The sequence below is a fragment of the Dyella telluris genome (assembly GCF_014297575.1).
Lineage (GTDB): Bacteria > Pseudomonadota > Gammaproteobacteria > Xanthomonadales > Rhodanobacteraceae > Dyella > Dyella telluris.
This window is the reverse complement of sequence record NZ_CP060412.1, coordinates 2,307,575-2,329,967: the sequence shown is the minus strand read 5'-3', so window position 1 is coordinate 2,329,967 and position 22,393 is coordinate 2,307,575. Positions and strand designations below refer to the sequence as shown.

The 22,393-nt window shown below is 60.3% G+C and carries 15 protein-coding genes and 1 pseudogene; 2 read left to right on the top strand and 14 right to left on the bottom strand.

The features are described from left to right. The first annotated feature begins 77 nt into the window (after positions 1-77). Positions 78-2,543, top strand: coding sequence for a sensor domain-containing protein (locus tag H8F01_RS10465; protein ID WP_187058960.1), 2,466 nt, complete (start codon positions 78-80; stop codon positions 2,541-2,543). Positions 2,544-2,625: 82 nt separating this feature from the next. Here H8F01_RS10465 and H8F01_RS10460 read toward each other — a convergent pair whose 3' ends face one another. The 8 genes from H8F01_RS10460 to H8F01_RS10425 all read right to left on the bottom strand — a co-directional run bounded on the left by H8F01_RS10460 (position 2,626) and on the right by H8F01_RS10425 (position 9,551). Next, the gene (locus H8F01_RS10460) at positions 2,626-3,075 is read right to left on the bottom strand and encodes a GNAT family N-acetyltransferase (protein ID WP_187058959.1); all 450 of its coding nucleotides are present in this window, start codon (positions 3,073-3,075) and stop codon (positions 2,626-2,628) included. A 10-nt stretch (positions 3,076-3,085) separates the two neighbouring features. Then, the gene (gene ntrC / locus H8F01_RS10455) at positions 3,086-4,483 is read right to left on the bottom strand and encodes a nitrogen regulation protein NR(I) (RefSeq protein ID WP_187058958.1); all 1,398 of its coding nucleotides are present in this window, start codon (positions 4,481-4,483) and stop codon (positions 3,086-3,088) included. Next, on the bottom strand, positions 4,476-5,486 hold the full coding sequence (locus H8F01_RS10450; RefSeq protein WP_187058957.1) for a two-component system sensor histidine kinase NtrB: 1,011 nt from the start codon (positions 5,484-5,486) through the stop codon (positions 4,476-4,478). Before H8F01_RS10450 ends, ntrC begins: the two co-directional genes overlap by 8 nt. Before the next feature lie 617 nt (positions 5,487-6,103). After that, positions 6,104-6,844: a hypothetical protein gene (locus tag H8F01_RS10445; protein ID WP_187058956.1), complete on the bottom strand. Its 741-nt coding sequence runs from the start codon at positions 6,842-6,844 to the stop codon at positions 6,104-6,106. 4 nt (positions 6,845-6,848) lie between these two features. Then, on the bottom strand, positions 6,849-7,343 hold the full coding sequence (locus H8F01_RS10440; protein ID WP_187058955.1) for a hypothetical protein: 495 nt from the start codon (positions 7,341-7,343) through the stop codon (positions 6,849-6,851). Next, complete coding sequence (locus H8F01_RS10435) at positions 7,318-8,151, bottom strand: TIGR04255 family protein (RefSeq protein ID WP_187058954.1); 834 nt, start codon at positions 8,149-8,151, stop codon at positions 7,318-7,320. Before H8F01_RS10435 ends, H8F01_RS10440 begins: the two co-directional genes overlap by 26 nt. A gap of 215 nt (positions 8,152-8,366) precedes the next feature. Beyond that, entirely contained in the window at positions 8,367-9,122 is a 756-nt protein-coding gene (locus tag H8F01_RS10430; protein ID WP_187058953.1) for a hypothetical protein, read from the bottom strand. A gap of 3 nt (positions 9,123-9,125) precedes the next feature. Next, entirely contained in the window at positions 9,126-9,551 is a 426-nt protein-coding gene (locus H8F01_RS10425) for a hypothetical protein (RefSeq protein WP_187058952.1), read from the bottom strand. A 482-nt stretch (positions 9,552-10,033) separates the two neighbouring features. Between H8F01_RS10425 and H8F01_RS10420 the strand changes: the two are divergent. Beyond that, positions 10,034-10,126, top strand: a pseudogene (locus H8F01_RS10420) (JAB domain-containing protein); the annotation flags it as partial. 401 nt (positions 10,127-10,527) lie between these two features. On the opposite strand, the gene H8F01_RS10415 reads toward H8F01_RS10420, so the two are convergent. The 6 genes from H8F01_RS10415 to H8F01_RS10390 all read right to left on the bottom strand — a co-directional run bounded on the left by H8F01_RS10415 (position 10,528) and on the right by H8F01_RS10390 (position 22,330). Next, positions 10,528-11,430 (bottom strand): hypothetical protein, encoded by a 903-nt coding sequence (locus H8F01_RS10415; RefSeq protein WP_187058951.1) that lies wholly within the window; start codon positions 11,428-11,430, stop codon positions 10,528-10,530. Positions 11,431-11,817: 387 nt separating this feature from the next. After that, entirely contained in the window at positions 11,818-13,149 is a 1,332-nt protein-coding gene (locus H8F01_RS10410) for an McrC family protein (protein WP_187058950.1), read from the bottom strand. A gap of 13 nt (positions 13,150-13,162) precedes the next feature. Next, entirely contained in the window at positions 13,163-15,331 is a 2,169-nt protein-coding gene (locus H8F01_RS10405) for an McrB family protein (protein ID WP_187058949.1), read from the bottom strand. A 388-nt stretch (positions 15,332-15,719) separates the two neighbouring features. Next, entirely contained in the window at positions 15,720-18,971 is a 3,252-nt protein-coding gene (locus H8F01_RS10400) for a type I restriction endonuclease subunit R (RefSeq protein WP_187058948.1), read from the bottom strand. A gap of 9 nt (positions 18,972-18,980) precedes the next feature. After that, on the bottom strand, positions 18,981-20,282 hold the full coding sequence (locus H8F01_RS10395) for a restriction endonuclease subunit S (protein WP_187058947.1): 1,302 nt from the start codon (positions 20,280-20,282) through the stop codon (positions 18,981-18,983). Then, positions 20,279-22,330 (bottom strand): type I restriction-modification system subunit M, encoded by a 2,052-nt coding sequence (locus H8F01_RS10390; protein WP_187058946.1) that lies wholly within the window; start codon positions 22,328-22,330, stop codon positions 20,279-20,281. Before H8F01_RS10390 ends, H8F01_RS10395 begins: the two co-directional genes overlap by 4 nt. Positions 22,331-22,393: the final 63 nt, after the last annotated feature.

Sequence of the window (22,393 nt, the reverse complement as noted above, 5' to 3'; positions counted from 1 at the left end):
CTACTGCACAGCCGCCCCTGGTTGGCGCATGATGCGTCGATAAGGCGCGGCGGGTGCGCCACCGGGCCGAAACCCAGATGCGCCAGACGGATCACGAGTTTGTGCCTGCAGGAGGCGAGGCCCAGTGGCCTGCTCACGTGCTGCAAGGCGCGCCCGCGCTGATCACCTACATCGACCGCCAGCGGCGCTTCCGTTTCGTCAACGCCACCCATCGCCACTGGCTCGATATCGATCCCCAACGGATGATCGGCCGCACCGTCGACGAAGTGCTGGGCGACTGGAACCTGCAACGCGCCGGCAGCTACCTCGAGCAGGCTTTCGAGGGTGAAGCATCGGTCTACGAAGGCGAGCTGTTTGCCGGCTCGGCCCGTTGCTACGTGCACGGCAATTTCCAGCCCGACCTGGATGAAGACGGCCACGTGCGCGGCATCTTCACCGTGTTCATCGACATCACCGCGCGCCATGCGCTGGAACAGCAGCTGCGCGAAAGCGAACAGCGTTTCTTTGGCGCGTTCCAGCACGCACCCATCGGCATGGCCCTGGTCACCATCGAAGGCTACATGCTGCGGGTCAACGCGGCGCTATGCGAAATGCTCGGCTACAGCGAGCAGGAACTGCTGGTCCGCGCCCTGCCCGACCTGACCCATGTCGACGACCTGCCGGCATCGCGCGAACTGACCCGGGCGCTGCGTGAAGGGCGCCGCGAAACCTACCAGCTTGAGAAACGCTATATCCATCGCGATGGCCACGTGGTGTACGTGCTGCTGAGCGTGTCACTGGTGCGTGCGATCCATGGCGAGCCTTACCACGCGGTGGCGCAGATCCTGGACATCAGCCAGCGCAAGGCCTATGAGGAGGCGCTGTTCCGCGAGCGCGAACTGGCCGAGGTGACCCTGCGCTCCATCGGCGACGCCGTCATCACCACCGACCTGGAGCACCGGGTGACCTCGCTCAACCCCATCGCCGAGGCGATGACCGGCTGGAGCCAGACCGAAGCGGTCGGCAGGCCGATGAGCGAGGTATTCCGCCTGATCGACAGCCGCACCCGCGAACCGCTGCACAACCCGCTGATGGACGCGATAGCCCGCGACGCCATCGTCGAACTAAAGGGCAATGCGGTGTTGCTGCACCGTAACGGTTTCGAGACACCCATCGAGGATTCCGCGGCGTCCATCCACGATCACGCCGGCAGCGTCATCGGCGGCGTGCTGGTCTTCCACGACGTGAGCGAGACGCGCGCGCTGGCGCTGAAGATGGCGCACCTGGCGCAGCACGACACGCTTACCGGCCTGCCCAACCGCAGCCTGCTGCAGTCGCGCCTGGAGCAGGTGCTGGCAGCGGCCGTGCGACGCCACGACGAAGCCGCGCTGCTGCACATCGATATCGACCACTTCAAGCAGATCAACGACGCGCTGGGCCACTCGGCCGGCGACGAACTGCTGCGCGCATTCTCCGCGCATCTTCGCCATCACCTGCGCAACGAGGACACCGTCAGCCGCATTGGCGGCGACGAATTCGTGGTGCTGCTGTCGCACGTGGACGGCCGTTCGGGCGCGAGCCAGCTGTGCGAAAAGCTGATGCGCCTGTGGCAGGCCTCGCCCGCCAGCAAGATGGGCGAGTTCAACATCACCTTCAGCGTGGGCATCAGTGTCTATCCCGACGATGCCCGCGACGCGGAAGCCATGCTGCGCAACGCCGACATCGCCATGTACGAAGTGAAGATGAAGGGGCGCAACGACTACCGCTTCTTCACCTCGCAGATGAGCGAACTGCCGGCCGCGCGGCTGCGTATCGAGCAGGACCTGCGTCGCGCCCTCAAGCTTGGCCACCTGCAGCTGCACTACCAGCCCAAGGTCGATGCGCGCACCGGCGTCATCGTGGGCGCCGAAGCGCTGTTGCGCTGGCAGGTGGACGGCCACGACGTGTACATGCCCGACCAGTTCATTCCCGTGGCGGAAGAATGCGGCCTGATCGTGCCCATCGGCGAATGGGTGATCCGCGAGGCTTGCCGGCAGGCCGGGCAGTGGTATCGCGCGGGCAAGCCCATCGTGGTGGCGGTGAACGTGGCTGCGCCGCAGTTCCAGCACCCCGGCTTCCACGCCACCCTGAAGAATGCGCTGGAAGAGGCCCAGCTGCCGCCCTCGCTGATCGAACTGGAGCTCACCGAACGCATGGTGATGTCGGCCGGTGACCAGAGTCGCGCCCTGATGCAGGGCATCAAGGACCTGGGCGTCAGCCTGGCGCTGGATGACTTCGGCACCGGCTATTGCAGCCTGTCCTACCTCAAGTATTTCCCCATCGACGCGCTGAAGATCGACCGCACCTTCGTGCGCGACATCGCCAGCGACGCCGACAACGCAGCCATTACCGACGCCATCATCACCATGGCCCGCGGGCTGGAAATGAACGTGGTGGCCGAGGGCGTGGAAACGGCGGCCCAAGCGGAACACCTGCGCCGCGCGGGGTGTTCGCTGCTGCAGGGTTTCCTGTTCGGTACGGCGATTCCGCCGGAAGAGTTCAGCCAGCAGTTGCTGGTGGCCTGAGGCGAGCCGCGTCGCGCACAGGGTGCGCCCCTACAAGAAAACCGTGGCCATGCAGGCGCGCACCCTGTGCGCGACCTGCCCCTCAGAACTCCGCTTCGTACATGAAGTAATGACAGCGCTCCATGCCCAGCCCGGCATAGGTGCGCTGTGCACGCTCGTTCTCCGTCTCCACATACAGGCGCATCCCCACCGCGCCGGCCTGCTTCGCGCGCTGCTGTGCATCGTCGTACAACCGACGGAAGACGCCTTCGCGACGGGCGGATTCCACCACGTACACGCTCTGGATCCACCAGAAATCACCGGCACGCCAGTCGCTCCACTCGTAGGTCACCAGCAGGCAGCCGACGGCTTCGCCGGCGCGATCGGCCACCAGGTAGAACCCGCGGCGAGGCTCGTCGAACACAGCGGTGACGCCGCGCTCAAGCACGGCCGGATCCAGCGCCTTGTGTTCGGTTTCCCAGGCCATCGCCACGTTCCATTGCGCGATGTGGGTGATATCGGCGCGCCCGGCGGCACGGATCGTGATGCTCATGCGTGATCTCTCATGACTTGGACGGCCGGCGCGCGCGCGACGAGCCGAGCTTGCGGGTAAGGGTGTTGCGGCCGAGGCCCAGTGCGGCGGCGGCATGCTGGCGGTGGCCTTCGTGGGCTTCCAGCGCCACCTGCAGCAGGGTCTGGTCCATCGCCTCGCGGGCACGCGTGTGGATATCCACCTCGCCATCGGCCAGCGCCTGCGAAGCCCATTCGCGCAGCGCTTCGGTCCAGCCACCGCCGGTGCTTGCGGCACCGGGCGTGCCCAGATCGGAAGGAAGGATCTCGTTGCCCGGGGCGATCACCGCAAGGCGGCGGCACAGGTTTTCCAGCTCACGCACATTGCCGGGGAAGTCGCGCTGCGCGATGGCTTTCAGTGCGGCCTTTGAGAAGCGCTTCGGCGGCAGGCGCAGTTCCTGCGCGGCGCTGGCCAGGAAGTGCTGGGCCAGCAACGCGATATCTGTGCGGCGCTGGCGCAGCGCTGGCAGCTCGATGCGCACCACGTCCAGGCGATGCTTGAGGTCGGCACGGAACTGCCCCGCCGCCACGCGTGCATCCAGATCCTGATGCGTGGCGGCAATGATGCGCACGTTGCCGCGGATCAGCTCGCGGCCGCCCACGCGGTAGAACTCGCCACCCGCGAGCACGCGCAGCAGGCGCGTCTGCAGGGCGAGCGGCATGTCGCCGATCTCGTCCAGGAACAACGTGCCGCCCTCGGCCTGCTCGAAGCGGCCGGCATGGCGGCGCGTGGCGCCGGTGAACGCACCTGCCTCGTGTCCGAACAGCTCGCTTTCCAGCAGTTCGCTGGGGATGGCGGCGGTATTGAGCGCCACGAAGGGTTTGTCGCGACGCGCGCTTTCCTCGTGCAGCGCGCGCGCCACCAGCTCCTTGCCGGTGCCGGTTTCGCCGGTAATCAGCACGTTGAGGTCGCTCGCGGCCACGCGGCCGATCAGGCGGAACACTTCACGCATCGCCGGGCTTTCGCCCAACAGGGCATGCGTGGGCGCAGGCGGCGCCACGGGTGCGGCGCTGGCAGCCGGCGCATCGTTCAATGCGCGCTGCACGGCGGCGACGGCCTGGTCCAGGTCGAACGGCTTGGCCAGATAATCCACCGCGCCGGCGCGATACGCCGCGGCCGTGGTGGCCACATCCGTAAAGGCGCTCATCACGATGACCGGACCCAGCCCCTGTGTCTTGAATTCGGTGACCAGGGCCAGGCCGTCTTCGCCCGGCATGCGTACGTCGGTCAGCAGCAGGGCGGGCGAGGCCTTGCGCAGGGCCGTGCGTACTTCCGCGGCATCGCCGAATTCACGCACGTCCAGGCCGGCATCGCGCAGCGCTTCGGCCAGCACGAAGCGGACGCCGCGATCGTCGTCGGCAATCCAGATGTCGGATCGCTGCTCAGTCATGCGCGTGCCCCATCGGCAGGTAAAGGGAGAACGTGGTTTCGCCGGGGCGACCGAGGTGGCGCAGTTCGCCACCGTGTTCGCGGGCAATCTCGCGCGCCAGCGCCAGGCCCAGTCCGGTGCCGTCGGCGCGGCCCGATACCAGCGGTTCGAACAAGGTGGTGCGCAGGTGCTCGGGCACGCCCGGACCGTCGTCGATCACGTCCACGCGCAGCGCCATGCGGGTCATGCGCTCGCCCAGCCGCACGCCCACTTCGGCGCGCGTGCGGAAGGTCAGCGTCCTGGCCCCGGCTTCGATGGCATTGCGCGCCAGGTTGAGCAATAGCTGCAGCAGCCGGTCCGCGTCGCCATAGACATCGGGCAGGCTGGGGTCGTAGTCGTGGCGCAGCGTCAGCGGCGTCGGTTCGGCCTGCAGCAACTCGACCAGGCGCTCGAGCTGCTCATGGATGTTCACCTCGCCCAGTTGCGCGGCCGCACCGTGGTGCAGAAGGCGGTTGGCGAGCGCGGCCAGGCGGTCGGCCTCGGCGATCACCAGCCCGGCAAGGCTGCGCAGCTGTTCGTCTTCCACGCGCCGCTGCAACAGCTGCGCGGCGCCGCGCAGCCCGGCCAGCGGGTTTTTCACTTCATGTGCAAAGCCACGGAGCGTGGCCGAAAGCGGTGCATCCGACGCGGACGGCGGTGCCAGCGCGTGCACTTCCAGCAGCAGTTCACCACTGGCCAGTCGTTGCATGGCCACATCGACCCGCGCCATCGACCCGCGCGAGGACGGCACATCGATGCCACGCAGCTGATGGGGTGATGGTTCCTGCAGGGCGCGCTCCGCCTGCGCCATCCATTCGGGCCGATGCAGCAGCACCGCCAGCGACTGCCCCACGGCACTTCGTGGCCCGATATCCAGCAGCTCCGCCAGCGCGGGGTTCACCCACTTCAGGCGCAGCCGCGTGTCCGCCAGCGCCACCCCGGTCGCCAACGGCTCCGCCCATGTCCGAGCTGCCGTATCGTTCATTGCACCATCATGGACAATGCGCTGGCTTGGTGCAACGAGTTTCGGCCCCGGGCCGGAGTTCAGGGATGTTCTTAGGCCCATGGTTTGTGCGGGTTTTACAAACTATGGCTTTTGGCCCTGGAACAAACTATGCCTTTCGGATTCTTGCCGGAAGGAACTGCAAATCAGTGAGTTGCCCCTCCATGCTCGTGTAGGCATTGAGTCCAAAACGAGCCTCAAGGCCTTAGGAGAGGCCACGAGATCCGTAGTTTCAGAGGGCGATCCGCCTTGGTTTCGATCCACTCTGCGGTTTTTTTCTGCGAATTTGCCCGGCCTAGGGCACGAATACCTGCACTAGGATGCCTACGCGCGTGGTTCAGAAGGCATGGCCAGACTTGTGCTGGTAGCCATGCGTCGCCACCCGGGCCGCTACACCAAGATCGCCGGCTCCGCGTCGGAAGCGGACGTCACGGCACCCCGACCTCGGTGGGCTCATATCGCACTAGCTGAGACCCCTCAAAGTAGTTGCCGTAGTACTCGTTCTCGCGCAGCCCAGCACAGCGGGGTGCACAGCGCTTGCCGGAATCGATGTTCAACGCGACTGGAATCCGCAAACAATTGCCAAATGTTGTCTGTGATCAACCTGTAGTGGCGGCGGCTACCGCTTCGCTGAGTACCGCTCGCGCCTGGTGCGCCGGCCCTTGAGCATCGTTGTAGGCCACCGGCCATCGATCCGGCGGCATAGATACGGCGCCGGCAACTTCGGTAGGCAACAGCCGTAGACCTTGAGGCGCAGCAGCGGTAATGACTCGTGCGCGTTCTTCAAACATTTGCGCCAGCGCGTCGCCTTGATTCGCAGCACGTACTTGCTTTGCTACGTTGTCGAAGATCTCGGCAAGGCCAGTCGCCCACTTCACGTTGTCCTCGGACGACTGCCACGTTGTCTCATCAATCAAATTGAGGTGGAAACCCCTCAGCAATTCGACAACAAATGAAGAGCACGTGAGCCCGGTAGAGCCGACCGGCGGGGTGTAGTCGCCGTTCTCGGCGAAGCTCCCCTTGGCCGCAATGAAGTCGATCCCATAGTCGACGGTTCCGCCCTGCTGGCAGAGCGATTTGACGACGCCCCGGACATATACGGCCAATTGCTTGAGGGCAGTGGGCGGAATTGGAACTGGTTCGGTCAGCCAAGCACCCTGCTTCGCCGCCGCGGGCTCTAGGAGGACTCGATGATGTCCATCCAAATGATAGACGTTCGGAACACCCTGCTCGTCCCAAAAGCCAAGACCGGTGTGGCCGTGATCCGTACGCCCCTGCGACAGGGTGACGACCACTTCATCATGCCCAAATGTAATTGGGTTAAGCGGTGCCAATACCATAATCTCAAAGCATTCCGAAGAGGACGTCCTCAGGATCTTTGCCTTCAGATTCCAGCGCTAGCTTGGCAATCCCGATTGCTCGATCCCAGCCAGGCAAAAGCGTTCTCCAAGACGAAATGCAACGCAGCAACATGACCAGGTGCTCGCCGTTGACTTGACCAGGTTCTAGTGTCGACAGATCGAAACCGGCTGGTCCCTTCTCTCGAATAGTCTTGAACGCCACGTCCGCCGTGACCTGCAACGTGGCCGAATCAGTTGCCGCATCGACGTCAATCAGAAACTTGCGCCAGGCTTCAGTAAGCAGGGCGTGCTGCGTTTGTCGAAACAAGTAGTCCCAAGTCCACGTTTCCGTTCCACCGGTGTGGATGGGGCTCCCGTAGCCGGGGACTGCCAACGTCGCCATGTGACGCAAGCCTGCAGCCGCAAACATCCGTTCGCCGCCGTAAACAGCCTCGACTTCTGCGTAATTCTGGTCAGCTAATAGGTTCGAGAGCGCCATGCAATTCCTCCTTGATCACGCGCCGAAACAGTGTTCCGGCATGTTCGTGCAACACTTTCAAATTGGTTCTTAGTACCTCTGCCGAATTCGCCAATTCCGAAATTTCTTCCGAGTCCTTGGAAAAATCGGAGTCAATCAGAAAAACGGTTTTCTTGTCGTCAGCCACAGACCGCAGCAGCGCGCTCTGTAGCGTGAGCGAGCAGCCTTCTAACCTAACAAGCGCCTGCGTCAGGCATCCGGCTACTTCGGAGTCGGGAATCGCGCCATCATCGACGAAAACATTGAGCGATAGAGCCCCCAGGAGGAACGGTTCAATGAGCGCGTGCCACTCTCGATGAGCCAATCCAAGCTTGTTTCTGTCAATCACGTCCTTGTATCGCAGGCCAAGTCGAACCGCCTTAGTACCTGGATACCACTTTCCGTATAGTTCGATCGCTTTGACAAGCCTCGGCTGAAATTCCGACCAGCTCGAATACTTCTTGCACGAGAGCGAAACAGACTCAGCATTGAACGACACTGTCCAATTGTCGTCTGGGGTTACACAGTTGTAAGACTGCAATCCTCCTGCCATGGCCGGAGAAACTGACTCGCGAACTTCCGTTCCACCAACCTGCTGGCCGACCACATTGATGTGGATATTCACCGGACTGACTTCAGCGACGTTTGTATAACCTTCTGACGCGAGGTCCTCCAATAAACCGGGTGGTCGCTCAAGGATTTCCGACCGCCTGAAGCGAGCCTGGCATATCACTTCGACCAACGGATTGTTGCGATAAGAGACGCGAGGGTCTGCTTTTTGAATTCTCATACATTCCGTGGCAGGTAGAGGCCCAACTTCATTCCCTGAGTCTCGCTACGCTAGTTTCCGACGAGCAATTGCCAGAGAGCGCTCGAGACAGTCTTGGGGGCGATTCGAGCTTCCAATCCGTAGAAATATACTTCAGTCGGGTCCGGCATGCCTGCCCCTGGGCCAGGCTAGGATCAGGGCGTTATCTGGCGACAGCTAGAGCAAGAAGGACCGCTTCAACCAGCCGTCGCGGGGACCGGCGGCAACTCCACCGCACCCTCGCTGTGGGCCATATGGCTCTTGTAGTTCCGGAGCGCCCCCTTGGCAGCGCCGACATTGTCTCGATGTTCAAGTAACTCATCTTCGGTCAACAGCCTGGCTTTCCACTCGTCTCGAGACTTCTCCAGGATGGCCAGGCGGACGGGCGCATTTACCCCTCCGGGATTGACCGCCACAGCATGGTCGAGCATCCAGGTCGTCGCAAAAATAGCGTCTTGAATGCTAGGCGGCCCATCGCTCCAGAACACCTCTCGCATCAGACCCAGGAGCGGGTCGATGATGGTTTGACCGCTCCCCATGGACACATACCAAAGGTTTGCGTTCTTAAACTCCGGTTGGAAGTCGTCGATTGCAAACTCCACAAGATGGCGGTCACCCTTGGATGGAAAAGCTACCAGCGCGCCGTATTGTCCCCTCGGGGCGTTCGTCGAGGTGAAGTCTTGAATCGCGTTCGCGGCCATCATGTTCGCGGAGGGGATTGGGTCCAGGCCAGAGAACTTTTTTGCTTGCCAAAGATCCTTGGTTCTGGCTGAAAAGCGCTGCCCGAGACCAATCTGTCCAGTGCCTGCAATGATCAGCCGCTCGTCCACAATCTCAATCTTCATGACGGGCTGCTCTATGGTCCGCATCCCGCCTGCCGCTGACGATGTGGCTGCGCTGTCAGCCCCAATGACAACACCGTCCCTGCAATAAATCCCTACAAGAGCAGTCACCCATCATCCCCTGAATACGCTGTTGACCTTCATCTCCGGATAGCTCTTATAAATCGACGACACCAGCGCTGTGAAGGAAAGTCTCTGCACAAAATGGGCAACTTCGGCAATGTACTTACTGTACTCAGGATGGATTCTGTTGAGCACATCGACTGCCATTGCTCGACCAGACTCATTTACTCGGTACCGACGTTCCTTCCCTGACCCGAATGATTCGGCCAGCCCCATCATCTCCAAGGCGCCGAATGCGTGGTACACGCCTACATCGAACGGGCCGTAGTCGTAGGGCGCAAACTTGAAAAAGGGTCCACCGATCGCCGGCCCGATGTTGCGATCTATCAAGAACATGAGCTTTTGCAGCTGTACGGGCGAAAAGTCATCATGACTCCCCGACGCCAATGCAGCCAATAACAGTTGCTGTTGATTCATGAGTATCCCCCCTGGCCGTCCAAATCAGTCGTTGGGACCAGATTGCGTCGCACACCAGGCAAGCAAAGCAAAAATAATGCCACCAATACGCGATGCCCGTCGATAACTGCTCGCTGCGACTGCGATTTTCAACCATTCGTCTACCCGGACGACTCCGCGGAGTCAATTTGCCGCGTAGCCTCCTAAGAAAATGTGAACCGACTCAACGAAGCTGTGGACCGCAAATCCGGTGCGCTGGCCAATCGCGCCAGTCCAACAGACACGACCTGCAACGGGTTCTGGCACTGGGCTTTGGCCAGAATTCCGCCAGCACGGGTTTGGCGGGCACGGAAGTCAGTCACAAAAGTGGCCATCCCACACCGAATTCATCCGGTACTCGACAAGGAATCCCAGCCCTGACCACACCGAGCAATGGACGCCACGAACCCATCATATCTTAATATTTTCAAAGGTTTTGGCACCTCAATGGAATACGAACTAGCCTGTACGCGGGCACGGTAGACGGCGCCAGTGTGCACCCGCGCCAGGTCGTGCGTGCCTGCCTGAGGCACAACGCGGCAACGGTCATTTTGGCGGGTTATGTCCCATGAGACTGATGTTGCGCGGCGCGGAGCCGCTTAGTACGTGTCAGTTGTTGGTAGTCAGCACCACTAATACGTTGCATGGCTGGGTGTTGCGACAATCTCACGCGCAGTGCGATTTTGCACCCGAGTTGCGTCGACGGGCGCCTCGCGCACTTTCAAGCAAAACTCGCAAAAACTGGGGCGAACTAGGTCTGCGCCTCTAGCTTTGGGGCCGAGCACACCGGTAGGCCAGCGAGTTGGCCCTTGCGCGGGCCAGTGCAGCGTTCGCGGCGTTCGCCAGGGCCCCGCGCACACCCGATGGGCTGCGTCCATTCTGGTATAGCCGCTTCATTGAGTTCTTCAAACAGCGCCTGGCACAGGCTTAGACAACACCCAGCGCCAGCAAGCCTCAGTTATAGGTCGTAGTCCGCATCGTGAATGTTTCGCGGAAGGGGCTGGCCGTCTGAATACAGGACGACGTTCTTTGGCGCTTCCAACTGGAGCTTCAAGCCGTTGGCTCCGAGGGACCGCGCTGCGCCCGTCAGCTTGTGCGCGGAAGAGGGAAAGTTTCGATGCTCTGTATTGTGCTTTGGCTTAAAGTGGCCAATGAGCCCCGCCTCAAGGATTTCTACGACGGTGTGGAATGCCAAGTTCGCCTCGAGCTCACCGGGCTTGTACACCAAAATCGACACGTCGCAAAACGACTGGCGCTGCACCAGCTCTGAAAGGACAGATTCAAGCTTGTCATGCCCTCCTTGGAAGCGGCTATGTACTTCACTTCCACCCCTTGCGGACATACCGATGTATTCGATGTTCGCAGGAATGGTGACAGGCCTGGTGCTATAGCCGGTTACGAAGGCCATGTCGCAAAAGTATTTCTGGACGCCACAACCAGGAACATGGAAGGCAAAGCCATTCGGCTCGTTGCCATACGCGCAGGCTTCGACGTGTTCAGCGTGGAGCACAGGGCTTTTGAACCAAAGCTGCAGCACGCGCGAATGGCGAGCGGCCTCCCGCCCATGGTTCATGGGCTCACAGTAGACAGTCGCCGAGAACCTGTCCCCCTTCATGGCGCGAACACTTGACGGGTCGACTCGAAACTTGGTGTGGGTGACGATTACGTAGAGGTGGAATCCGGAAAAGTCACCGAACAGGAGAACCCTTTCGTCCTCAGTAACCTTGACAACGCTTAGCCCTTCGCTTGTCCTTGGCGCGGATTTCAAAAGCCTGATCTTGGCTGCCGGAACGATGGTTGCAGGGCCCGATTGAAGGCACAGGTCACGTCGGTAAGTCACTTCAAAAAGGGCTGACAACACTGTTCGAATCTCCGGTGCGTATTCGACTGACTACCTTGTCACCACGCAACCTAGCACGGAGGCGCCACCCAGGCGAGGTGCAACGTTGAGGGCCAGCTCATGGCAGCTCCCGAAGTGAAGGCAAGCCCGAAAGAGGTACGCATACCGGCTGCCAAGATGCCAAGGTCTTCAACGGTGGTGATGCTGGCGGTCCTATCGAGCGAGCCACGTATAGGCGCAGGCGCGCGTGTGCGCCATCGCTGGCAGCGACGCGCATCTTCATGTCTCAACCTGTGACAAACCGATGTGGTCCTTTAGTCACGCGGCAACCACCCACCTAACTCGTTCGCTTCTCCGCGGGCTAGGCCGTACATTGGAGTGCTTCACCCAAGAACCCTCTTTGGTAGATCAACTAAAAAGTCGATTTTTCTCCGCGGCCGTCGACGGAGAGCTACCCGCCAGATCGAGCAAATTCGCCCAGATGCCCGCATGAGTGCCTGACCTGGACTGCACCACTGCGTAACTCGGGTCGGCGATATCGAGAAATTCCAGTTCAACCCGTACCCGTGTGCCGTGAATCTCTGGCAACAGTAGTGGCGCCCTTCGCGCCCGTGAAAGGCCTTCATGCCAGGGATAGACCAAGATCAAGTCGTGGCATTTAAAAGCGGCAGCATAGGCAAGCATCTGGTACACGTCCTTCTCTGAAGGCTGTGGAAAGCCGGATGCATCCAGCCGCAGGTGCTTCCATTTTGCGTCGACAATCGCTCTTATGCTTTCATCCCTGCGCAACACAAAATCTGGCCTCAATCCGATAGCCGTATTGCCTGCGTAGGTGGCCAAGCAAGTGCTCACATCCTGCGCGGCGACTCGGCCACCCAGATGCGCCAGATCTTGACGGATCTTTCGCGAAACGAGTCCTTCAAAAACCTTGTTCATGTCGAAGAGCAGGCTCGGCGCCTGCGTAGCACCGGCGCGCAGCGACGGCGAAAGCAACTGTACGATCCAACGCGCCCATTGGACTGCACTACGATAACGCTCGCTTTGGCGGTCGAACGACAACGACGGCAATGCTTTGCCACTGTGAATGATGTCCGCAATATGGGCAAACGACCATAACTGCGTTAACGACCGTTTTTGTAACTGGCCACTTGCCGACTTCGAAACAAGCTGGAGCGCACATTTCAACAATCGATTGAGAGCGTTATCTGCAGTTAGCTCGTCGAAAGCGCAATGAATCACATCCGGCCGGTGCGCTAACGCAGTGGCCTGCCGTCGAAAAACGATTTTGCCTCGTACAACGTTAAGATCCTCAAGATCGGTCCGATATCGCTTGTACAACCCTTGTTGAAGCAACGTCGCCACCTCATCGAGGTAGGCATCGATGAATGCGTCCAACAGAGTTGCCGACTTCAAGGTTTGCGCGGCTTTGCTTCGAAGGCGATGGGGCGCCAGTCCTGCATCCTGAAGACAGCGCAACAGTACGGTGCGGCATGCATCGGGATGATCCTGTCCACCGACTTTCGGCAGAATCTCGAGTGAGCGGGATTGAAACCCCACGATGCCGCAGAACTGACGAAACCGGACGCCGTCGGCGAGAAAATCGCAAAAGCCGGGACGTGATGCGTTCGCCTCGTGCAAGGCGCTGACTTCTCGCTCGCCAAGGTGGTTGGTTGCGCCGGTTCGCGACCAATACGGAAGGAACTCGTGTTCGAGAACAACCAAAGACGCAGGCGATGTCATGCGCAGGGCCGCATTAGACGTAAAGCGATACAAAATGTTCGACCGTCCAGGTTTCCGGATCGGTCACGCGAAAGCGCGTTTGTTGGGCCGGCAAGTCGTTCACAGTTACTCCGGGAAAGAGTTCCGTCGCCCTTGTTGTCACATCGCCAAGAAAAGGGCAATCGCCGCTCACGCTGGAAAGTATCAGGCGAATCTTGCTCCAGTCGTCAAAAAAGTACTCCTGGAGGAGCGGGATGATTTGTTGGGCAAACGTTCGGGCTAGCCCGTCGGCAGCGTCCACGGAAGTCAGATATCCGTGCCCCAGGCAGTGCTCGCGATCCAGGAGGTATTGGATGCGTGCATTCATGACTTTCAAGAGGCGTGAGAGGTCTATGCCATCACGCGTAATGCCAAGTACGTCGTAGTTTGGCGACATTTCGCGGAAAGTGAAGCGGCGGCGAAGGGCGACATCCATCAGGGCGATTGAGCGATCGGCGGTATTCATCGTGCCGTAGATGTCCACGTTCGAGGGGACCCCGAAGTGCATCTGGGAGCCGGGCAGGTAGACCGTTGAACCCGAGAAACCGCCCTGACCGTCGACGGTGACGCGCTTGTCCAACTCGATGAGTGTGATCAATTCGCCGAATACCTTGGAGAGGTTCGCGCGGTTAATCTCGTCGATAAATACCGCATAGCGGTGCCGCGGGTTCTTTGCCGCCTGTTCGCATAGCTGCTTGAAGACGCCATCGACCAGACGAAACGCGACTTGTCCCGTTTCGTCTTCGACGGGACGAATACCTTCAATAAAATCCTCATAACCATAGCTCGGATGAAAAGTAACCATCCGATAGCGCCGCAACGCCGCGGCGCCAGCCTGGGGACCCTGCTGCCATGCGTCGAACAGCGCCGCCGATTCAGGGCTTAGCTCACGCCAGTTCTCCACGAGAACCCAGCGGCCATCGTCACTGCGATCAAAGATTGCAGGGGCACGCCTTGTCACGCTCGGTGCGCTTTGCAGAGACGCCGACGCATGCTCCTGCAGGTAGATAGCAACCGGCGGTGGCACTTGGCGCGGCCGGCGTTGGCTCGGCGCCGCTTTCGCCACGCACAGCTCGGTTCCAGCAATATCCCTGGCCGTGGAAGGATGCCCAAGGTGAGCAAGCGCTGCGGCGAACACCGGCAGCCAGCCCATATCGGTCACCAGACCGCGCAACCAGTCGGGGCGGTCGACATCGGCCAGCGTATCGCTGTAGAGGGCTTTCAGGCCTTCGATGTGCCGGGTCTTGCCGGTGCCTGGTGGACCGAACAGGATCAGGTTGACTGGTGATCCCATGTGGACGGCACTTGAATCATTGGCCGCGGTGTCTTCGTTGACTTCCGGCTCCGAATCGTTGGGCTGGTGGGTATCCGCTTTCCAGCGTGACACGAGCGGCGGATCATAGAAATCCAGTACCTGCGTGCCCAGCTCTTCGCCGAGGCGACCCCGCAGGTCGAGCAGGGCGTCGTCAAGATCCACATCCGACCAGCCTGATATTGCGCGGCGATCGGCCACGCCGAACGCGACCAACACGTCGATTCGGTTGCGGTTGCTGGACATGCGTTCCACCCGTTCGGGAAACGCAAAGAAGCGCAGCATGTGGCGGAACTGGCGGTCGTCGGTCCGCGTCTCTTCCGCCAATAGGTCTGCCAGAGCCTGGTAGTGCTCAAATATTGAAACACGTTCACCTTGTCCAAGCGACTTCACACGCTGGCACAGGCGGATTACAAAGACCAATTCACGCCAGAAGTGCGTGCTGTACCCGGGCCCCGACGAGCCAACGCCCGCCAAAACGTCCTTCTCGAGCCAACGGCAATCAAGCTCGATTGTTTCATCCGCCCAGGATGCGATCTGTTGAATCTGAGCAACCTTGGTCTCAGGCAACGAGTTGTTCGGAAACAGCTGCATGGCCCAATAGATTTCAGCCATCAACAACTTCGCATCACGCGGCGCATCGTCTAGCTGGGCGTGGAGCTTTGCAAGAAAGGACCCCTCGCCGGTATCCAACCGGAGAACGTAATGGACATGCAAGGCCTGGAAATTCTCGGCCGTCCACAACGTTCGCCCGAAGAACATGGAGCCGTCGCCTACGAGGCACCGCGCAATCCACTCCTTTGCACTGGTCAGTACCGCCGAATAGTCATAGCCCGGAGCCACCAAAGCCATATTGCATCTCCCCTATACCTGCCTGTCCGTAGTGAGCCGCGGTGTGGCTGCGGCGCAGCTCGTCATCCTGAAAGTAGCTACGCCCCGCCTTGGCGCGACAGAACAGCGCCATCTGTCTCAAAGCTGAAAATCCCTCGATCGAAGATTCGGCCGACATGCGACGTAAGCAGGGGCCATTAGCCCCATCATGCCGCTCAATTGAATCCTCGCAGAGCCGCCACAGCTTGATATGGCCCGGAATCAGCGAGCGCAGATTGCTAACCCTGGTTATGGCCGACTCACGCAAGTCGCCTAGCGCCGGCGGCCTGATGAAGCACAACTTCTACTGGTGTCGAATATATCCTTCCTGCACCATCCCCACCTTCGCTTACCCCTCCTCGATTGATTACTAAGCTCCCAGCGCCGCACGGTCGATGTTCTGACCCGCCTTGACTAGCTCGTAGATCAATCCCACTAGCGGCGCCAACGCCTGTTGGTCGTGCTTCAACACGTGCTCGGCGAGGATACTGTGAGAATCCAACGCCCGAACGAGGGCAGCTTGCACGGAGCCCTTGATGTTGCCAGCCATGGCCACTTCTCGGGGGTTGTTCCTGACCTGCGCAACCGTATTGGAATCTTCGCGCACGATGTCAGCAAGGTGGTTCACCAAAGCCACCTTATCGGTCAGGGGTGTGGCTTCACCAAAGATGGAGTTCAGGCGCGCGATCACCTGGCGCAGGTAGACCGGCAGCTGGGCCTGCCCGCCACCACCAGGACCAACCGGCTTCAGGATGACGGCGTCTTCCTTGGGCGGCTCGTCGCTTCCGGGGAGATACTGAGGTTTGATGTCAAAGCCGGTGAGGACCAGGGCCGACACGTCGACTTGCTCGGGTGGCACACCATGGAGGCGCTTGGCGAGCAGGCGAGCGAAGCTGGCGAATCCTTCCAGTTCTGGATCGCCCAGGTCGATGGTTTGGGCAATGTAGGTATACAGCGATCCGAAACGCGTCAGCCCGGACTTGAAGTCCATGAGCCGCTGCAGGACTTCAGCGTGCGTCGACCGGGTGGCATCGGCCTGTTTCATGCCTGCCTCGTTGCCCTGGACCTTGGCTGCCTCATACGCAGCTTCCGCGGCCTGGATGGCCGTGCGCGCAGCGGCGACCAGATCGTTGAAGCGTTGCGTGGGCAAGCTGGTGGCGGCGTACAGGTCCTTGTGCTGCGCCTGCTCGCCTGCCGCATAGGTCGCTGCCGACTTAAAGCGCACGACGGCGTAGTTGGTCACTTCCTGAGGCGTATAGATCCCAGCCCTATCCAAATCGGCCTGAAGGTCATAGATGACATTGGGGTTCTGGACATCGACGATGCGCGCACCGGCGTCGTACTTGGCGAATGCGTCCAAGACGACCTGGGGCTCGTTGACGAAGTCGATGACGTATGTGGTGTCCTTGCCGGGCGCGATGCGATTGAGGCGGGACAGTGTCTGGACGATCTCCACGGGGTTGGTGATCTTCTTGTCCAGGTACATCGCGCACAGCTTGGGCTGGTCGAAGCCGGTCTGAAACTTGTTGGCCACGATCATGACCCGGAACTCGGGCCGGTCAAAGACCTTGCGCAGGTCGGTGCCGTACTGGCGCGGGTTCATTGAGCTTTCGGTGAACTGCTCGTCGTCCTGCGCTGCGAAGGGATCGTCCTTCAACTGCTCGTCGGAGCTGTGAACAACTTCCTTGCCGATGAGCGAGCCGGAGAACGCCACCAAGGCCTGAAAGGCTTTGTGCTGCGGATGTGCCTCGATGTAGGCGTCGAAGGCGCGCTTGTAGCGAACAGCGGAGGCGCGCGACGAGGTCACGATCATGGCCTTTGCGGTGCCGCCCAGAAGAGGGCCGATGTTTGCCGCGAAATGCTCGACGATGAACTCGACCTTCTGAGTGACATTGGTCGCATGCAGGTTGAGCCACTTAGCCAATGCGCGCTTGGCAGTCTTCTGCGAGACTCGCTTGCCGTCCTTCGCCGGCTCGGCCAGGTTAAACGCGGTCTTGTAGGACAAGTAGCCCTGCAGGACATCGAGGATGAAGCCCTCCTCGATAGCCTGGCGCATCGGGTACTTGTGGAAGGACTCCGGCAGGTTGTCCTTGCTGGGTGGCCTGGTCGGATCCGCAGGCCGCCCGAACAAGGTCAGGGTGGCGTGCTTGGGTGTGGCGGTGAAGGCGAAATAGCTGACGTTCTTCGGGCGCACGCGAGAGGATTGGATCTTCTCCAGCAGCTCCTCGACGGTCAGGCCCTCCATTTCCTTGGCATCGCGCAGTGCCAGCGTGGCCTGCAGCTTGGATGCGGCCGAGCCGGTCTGGCTGGTGTGGGCCTCGTCAATGATGACCGCGAAGTTGCGGTCCTTGAGCTTGCCATTGGTTAGCACCTGCTCCATGGCGTAGGGGAAGGTTTGCAGCGTGACCACGATGATGGGCGTGCCCCGCTCCATGGCTTCCGCAAGCTCAGCAGACTTGCTGCGACCCGTGTCCTTGTCACCGATGGCGGCGATCAGGTCCTTCTGGTGGTCGATCTGCTGGACCGCGTCCTGAAGCTGCTTGTCGAGCACCGTACGGTCGGTGACCACGATGACCGAATGGAAGTAGGGCTCGCCCTTCTCGGAAGTACGCAGGCGGATCAGGTCATGCGCCGTCCAGGCGATGGTGCTGGTTTTGCCGGAGCCCGCCGAGTGTTCGCAGAGGTACGTCATGCCAGGGCCATTGGCCTTGGCGTCGGTAATCATCCGGGTGACCGCGTCCCACTGATGGAAGCGTGGGAAGATCTGCGTCTCCTTGCGATGGTGGTTGCCCGCCAGGTCCACCACATCCTTCTTCTCGGTGTACACGAAGCTGTGGAAGATCCGCAACCAATTGTCCCGCTGGCAGACCTGCTCCCAGAAGTAAGCCACGGGGTACTCCCCGTCTTCACGGATGGGATTACCGGCACGGCCATCGCGGCCCAGGTTGAAGGGCAGAAAGTAGGTGTTCTTGCCATCCAGCTTGGTGGCCATCTGGATGTCACTGTCGGACATGGCGAAGTGAACGACAGCGCCGCGCTTGAAGGTCAGCAGCGGCTCGGGACGGCGTGTGGCCGGTTCCATCGGCAAGCGGTCCTTCTTGTATTGCTCAACGGCGGCTTCCGCGGACTGGGTGAAATCGGTCTTGACCTCCACGGTGGCCACGGGCAGGCCGTTGATGAAGAACACCAGATCGATGGCCAGCTTGCTGCCCGGGCGATACATAAGCTGCGGCACTACTCGCAGGATGTTCGCTTTGTAGCGCTCCCAGGCAGAAGGGTCGCGCTCGTCCTCGGGCGAGCCTTCGCTGAGCGCAATCTCGCCCGCACCGGCCACCTTGATGCCCTTGCGAAGCACGTTGACCGTGCCCTCGCGTTCCAAGCCCTGGGTCAGACGGTCCATAAGCGTGGCGGCGGCCTTGTCGCCGTTTCCTGCCACCAGCTTCTCCCAGCGCTTGGGCTGGGTCGTCTTCACCCACTCGACCAGATCTTCGGGGTACAGCGCGTAGTTCTGGTCGTAGCCGGAGGTGTCGCCCACTTTCCAGCCGCGAGCGGCCAGCTGCTTGACTATGTACTCCTCGAAGTACTTCTCGCGGTGGGCGGTATCGGTGAAAACTGGGTGCATGGCGTGTCCTTAGGCCGAGGCGCGCAGATCGATCTTGCCGGTGACAGCGGCGGTAATGAGGGCGGTGCGATGCTCGCGAAGCAGCTCGATCGAACGCTCTGTCTTGGCTATCAGTGCGTCGATGCGGGAAGTGGCGCAGTCGAGATAGGTGGCGATTACGTGTTGCTCATCCTTGGGTGGAGTGGGAACCGGCAAAGTCTCCAGAACTTTCATTCCGATGTTTTGCTGAGTGCCGTAGCTCCAGTTCAGGGCCACTCCTGCCTGAAACTCCGCAGAGCGAAGTGCGTGAAGCAGAAACCTCGGAACAACCGCATTGCTTGGTCGCATAGCAGCTAATGGCGACCAGATATTGAAACTGACATCGCAATCAACGATTGCCACTACGCCGGTAGTGGCCCCAGATTTGACCATATAGATATCATTCAATGCGGGCTTGTACTTCTTAGAAAAACGCGCGTTGTCTTCATTGGAAATGAACCCCCACGCCTTCGAGAAATCAATGCTTCCTCCTGAGACGGCCTCAGCAGAAATAAAGGGCACGCCAGAATCCTGTTTGACTGGCGTCTCGTGAGGTCCGTCCGTTATAGGGGTTGATACCAAGTGCTTCAAAGCCATGGGCTTCCAATGTGCCGGTATTCTTCCTAACCACTCAACTCCACTGTCCTTCATCGGCACCCGTGCACCCAGCCCCTTTGTCACAGCCTGCGTGATCAGCGCTTGCCGCTTTTCACGCAGCAGATCGATGAATTGGCTTTTCTTTGTTACTAGAGAATCGATGCGCGTGGTTTTGCGATCGAGGTAGACGGCAATTGCCATCTGTTCTGACTCGGGAACATGCGGTAAAGGGACTTTCGCGAAATTCTCAAATCGCAAGGCTTGTCCATCACGAACAAGATCGGATGTCGCCTGTAGCGCCTGAATGTAGGTTGCACTCTTGAAGACCCACCGAAAGTAGCCAGGAACCACCCACTTGACTGGCGTGAGCGGAACATAGGCGGAGCTTACGCAGCCTTCGTGCTCGGACAACTCGAGCCCCCCCTGAAAGCTCCTCATGCTAATCACAAAATCACCTGGCAGTGTGCGCTTGAGAATGTCATGACCTTTTTGCACGACTACGATTCTTCTGCCTTCCCGTTCCATGAACTCGGCTTGTGGGAGGAGGCCGTACTTCTGCGACACCGTCAGCTGCAAATCTCCGGGCCGTGCCTTTTGGTTGCGCTCGACAAATAGACGTCGGCTCTGGACAACACTCCAATGGGCAGGAATATCGCCAAGCCAATTAACCCCGCTATGTTTCACTGGAACGTTCACTCCGCCACCTCATCCAGCAGCGCAGCGATCTCCTTTTCCACCGCTTTAAGCTCGGCGTCGATCTCGTGCAGGTCGCGCGGTGGCACGTACTTGTAGAAATAGCGGTTGAAGTTGATCTCGTAGCCGACCTTGCCCGTCTTGCCGTCCTGGTCATCGGTATAGCCTTTGTCTACCCAAGCGTTTGGCACGTGGGGCAGAACCTCGGCTGCCATGTAGTGGTCGATGGCCTGGTCCAGGGGGACGCTCTCGAAATCTTCCAGTTCCTTGTCCGGCACAGGACTGCCGTCCTCATCGCGGACTTCCGGTGCGTCGAGATTCCGCACACCCAATGCGTTCTCGATGGCGATGGCCAAGGGCTTGGCAATCTTGGGTAGACCGGCCTTCTTTGCGAGCGCGGATAAGTTCTCCAACCACTCGTAGCCGTGTGTCTGGCCCAAGTGCTTGCGCAGCAGCGCAACCCATGCGGCTTGCTCGGCTTCGTCGAGCTTGGTGAACGCCTTGCTGGCTTGCAGGGTTTCGATCCCTTCCTCGGTGATCTTGGCGATCAAGCGCAAGGGGCGCTGAACCTTGATCCGGCGGTAGCCGAAGTCACGGTAGTCCACTATCCGAACGCTTTCTCCGGCCTCAAAGTCGGCGTAGAGCCGGGCGATAGCTTGGATCTGCTCGTCGCTGATGAAGCGGCGCTTGTTGCCCTCTGACTTGCGCATGGGCGTGTGCATGCCCGTGGCGTCGATCAACTGGACCTTGCCTGTGCGTGCTGCGGGTTTGTTGTTGGCCAGAAGCCAGATATAGGTGCCGATGCCGGTGCGGAAGAAAATGTCTGTAGGCAGGGCCACAATCGCGTCGACGTAGTCGTTTTCCAGCAACCAACGGCGGATCTCAGTCTCACCCTGACCGGCGTTGCCGGTAAACAGAGGCGACCCCGATAGGATGATGGCCGCACGGCCACCGCCCTTTTTCGGGTGCTCAAGCTTGGAAATCAGGTGTTGGATGAAGAGCATGGAGCCGTCGGACACCCGCGGGGTGCCTGCTCCAAAGCGGCCTTCAAAGCCCTTTTCCTTGGCTTCGCGCTCAACCGCGGCCTGGTCCTTCTCCCACTTCTTGCCGAAGGGCGGATTGGACAGGCAGTAATGGAATCGCTGTCCCGTGAAGGCGTCCTGGGACAGTGTGGACTTAGGCCCGGCGATGTTAGCCGAGAGGTCGCGTGCGGGGTCTGTTTCCAGACGGCGCAGCAGCATATTGGCCAAGGCGACGGCATGGGTTTCCGGTTCCAGCTCCTGGCCGAAGGGAATCAGCACAGGAGGCGCCTTACCCTTGGCGGCAAACCCATCGACGTGGTTCATGGCGTCCGTGAGAAAGCCGCCGGTGCCGCAGGTTGGGTCGTAGAGCGTACGGATCAGGCCGGGGTTGTTACGGAACAGGGCATCGTCGGGATCGAGCAGCAGGGTGGTGGCCAGGTGGACCACGTCGCGCGGCGTCATGAAGTCTTCAGCCGCCTCATTGACCTCTGCACCAAACCGACGGATCAGGTGTTCGTAGATGTTGGACATCACCCGATCAGGCACGACATCCGGGTGCAGGTCGGTATTGGCGAAGTTCTGGCAGATCTTGAACAGGATGTCGGCGCGGGCCAGGCGCCCGATTGTGTCGGTGAAATTGAACTGATCAAAGATGACGCGGGCATTGTCCGAGAAGCCGGCGATATAAGCCTCCAGGTTGGACTTCGTCTTGGTCGCGCCCAAGGTGGCCAGCGAGTACTGCGAGGTGTTGTAGAAGGGCAAGCCCGCGGTTTGGCGCAGAATCAGATCGGTGTCTAGCCCCTTGTCCTTGAACTTGGCGTGAGTCTCGCGAACCTTCTCTCGCGTGGGTTCCAGCACGCACTCCAGGCGACGTAGCAGCGTGAACGGCAGGATGATCTTGCCGAAGTCAGTGTGCTTGAAGTCGCCCCATAGATCCTCGGCATTCTTCCAAATGAAGGCTGCTAGAGTCGTGTCTATGGCTTTGGGAGTTTCCACCGTGACTGAAGCTACTTGTGCGTTTTTGGTCATGATTGTTTCGTTATGAAAATAGCGACTATTGCCGGTTCCGGGCTTTGAATGGCCCAGGGGCTG

Coding starts and splice junctions, on each gene's coding strand:
- H8F01_RS10440 (WP_187058955.1), bottom strand. CDS start 7,343: ATGGCGCTCTCGAACCTATTAGCTGACCAGAATTACGCAGAAGTCGAG.
- H8F01_RS10445 (WP_187058956.1), bottom strand. CDS start 6,844: ATGGTATTGGCACCGCTTAACCCAATTACATTTGGGCATGATGAAGTG.
- H8F01_RS10425 (WP_187058952.1), bottom strand. CDS start 9,551: ATGAATCAACAGCAACTGTTATTGGCTGCATTGGCGTCGGGGAGTCAT.
- H8F01_RS10460 (WP_187058959.1), bottom strand. CDS start 3,075: ATGAGCATCACGATCCGTGCCGCCGGGCGCGCCGATATCACCCACATC.
- H8F01_RS10435 (WP_187058954.1), bottom strand. CDS start 8,151: ATGAGAATTCAAAAAGCAGACCCTCGCGTCTCTTATCGCAACAATCCG.
- H8F01_RS10410 (WP_187058950.1), bottom strand. CDS start 13,149: ATGACATCGCCTGCGTCTTTGGTTGTTCTCGAACACGAGTTCCTTCCG.
- H8F01_RS10405 (WP_187058949.1), bottom strand. CDS start 15,331: ATGGCTTTGGTGGCTCCGGGCTATGACTATTCGGCGGTACTGACCAGT.
- H8F01_RS10390 (WP_187058946.1), bottom strand. CDS start 22,330: ATGACCAAAAACGCACAAGTAGCTTCAGTCACGGTGGAAACTCCCAAA.
- H8F01_RS10400 (WP_187058948.1), bottom strand. CDS start 18,971: ATGCACCCAGTTTTCACCGATACCGCCCACCGCGAGAAGTACTTCGAG.
- H8F01_RS10465 (WP_187058960.1), top strand. CDS start 78: ATGCGCCAGACGGATCACGAGTTTGTGCCTGCAGGAGGCGAGGCCCAG.
- ntrC (WP_187058958.1), bottom strand. CDS start 4,483: ATGACTGAGCAGCGATCCGACATCTGGATTGCCGACGACGATCGCGGC.
- H8F01_RS10450 (WP_187058957.1), bottom strand. CDS start 5,486: ATGAACGATACGGCAGCTCGGACATGGGCGGAGCCGTTGGCGACCGGG.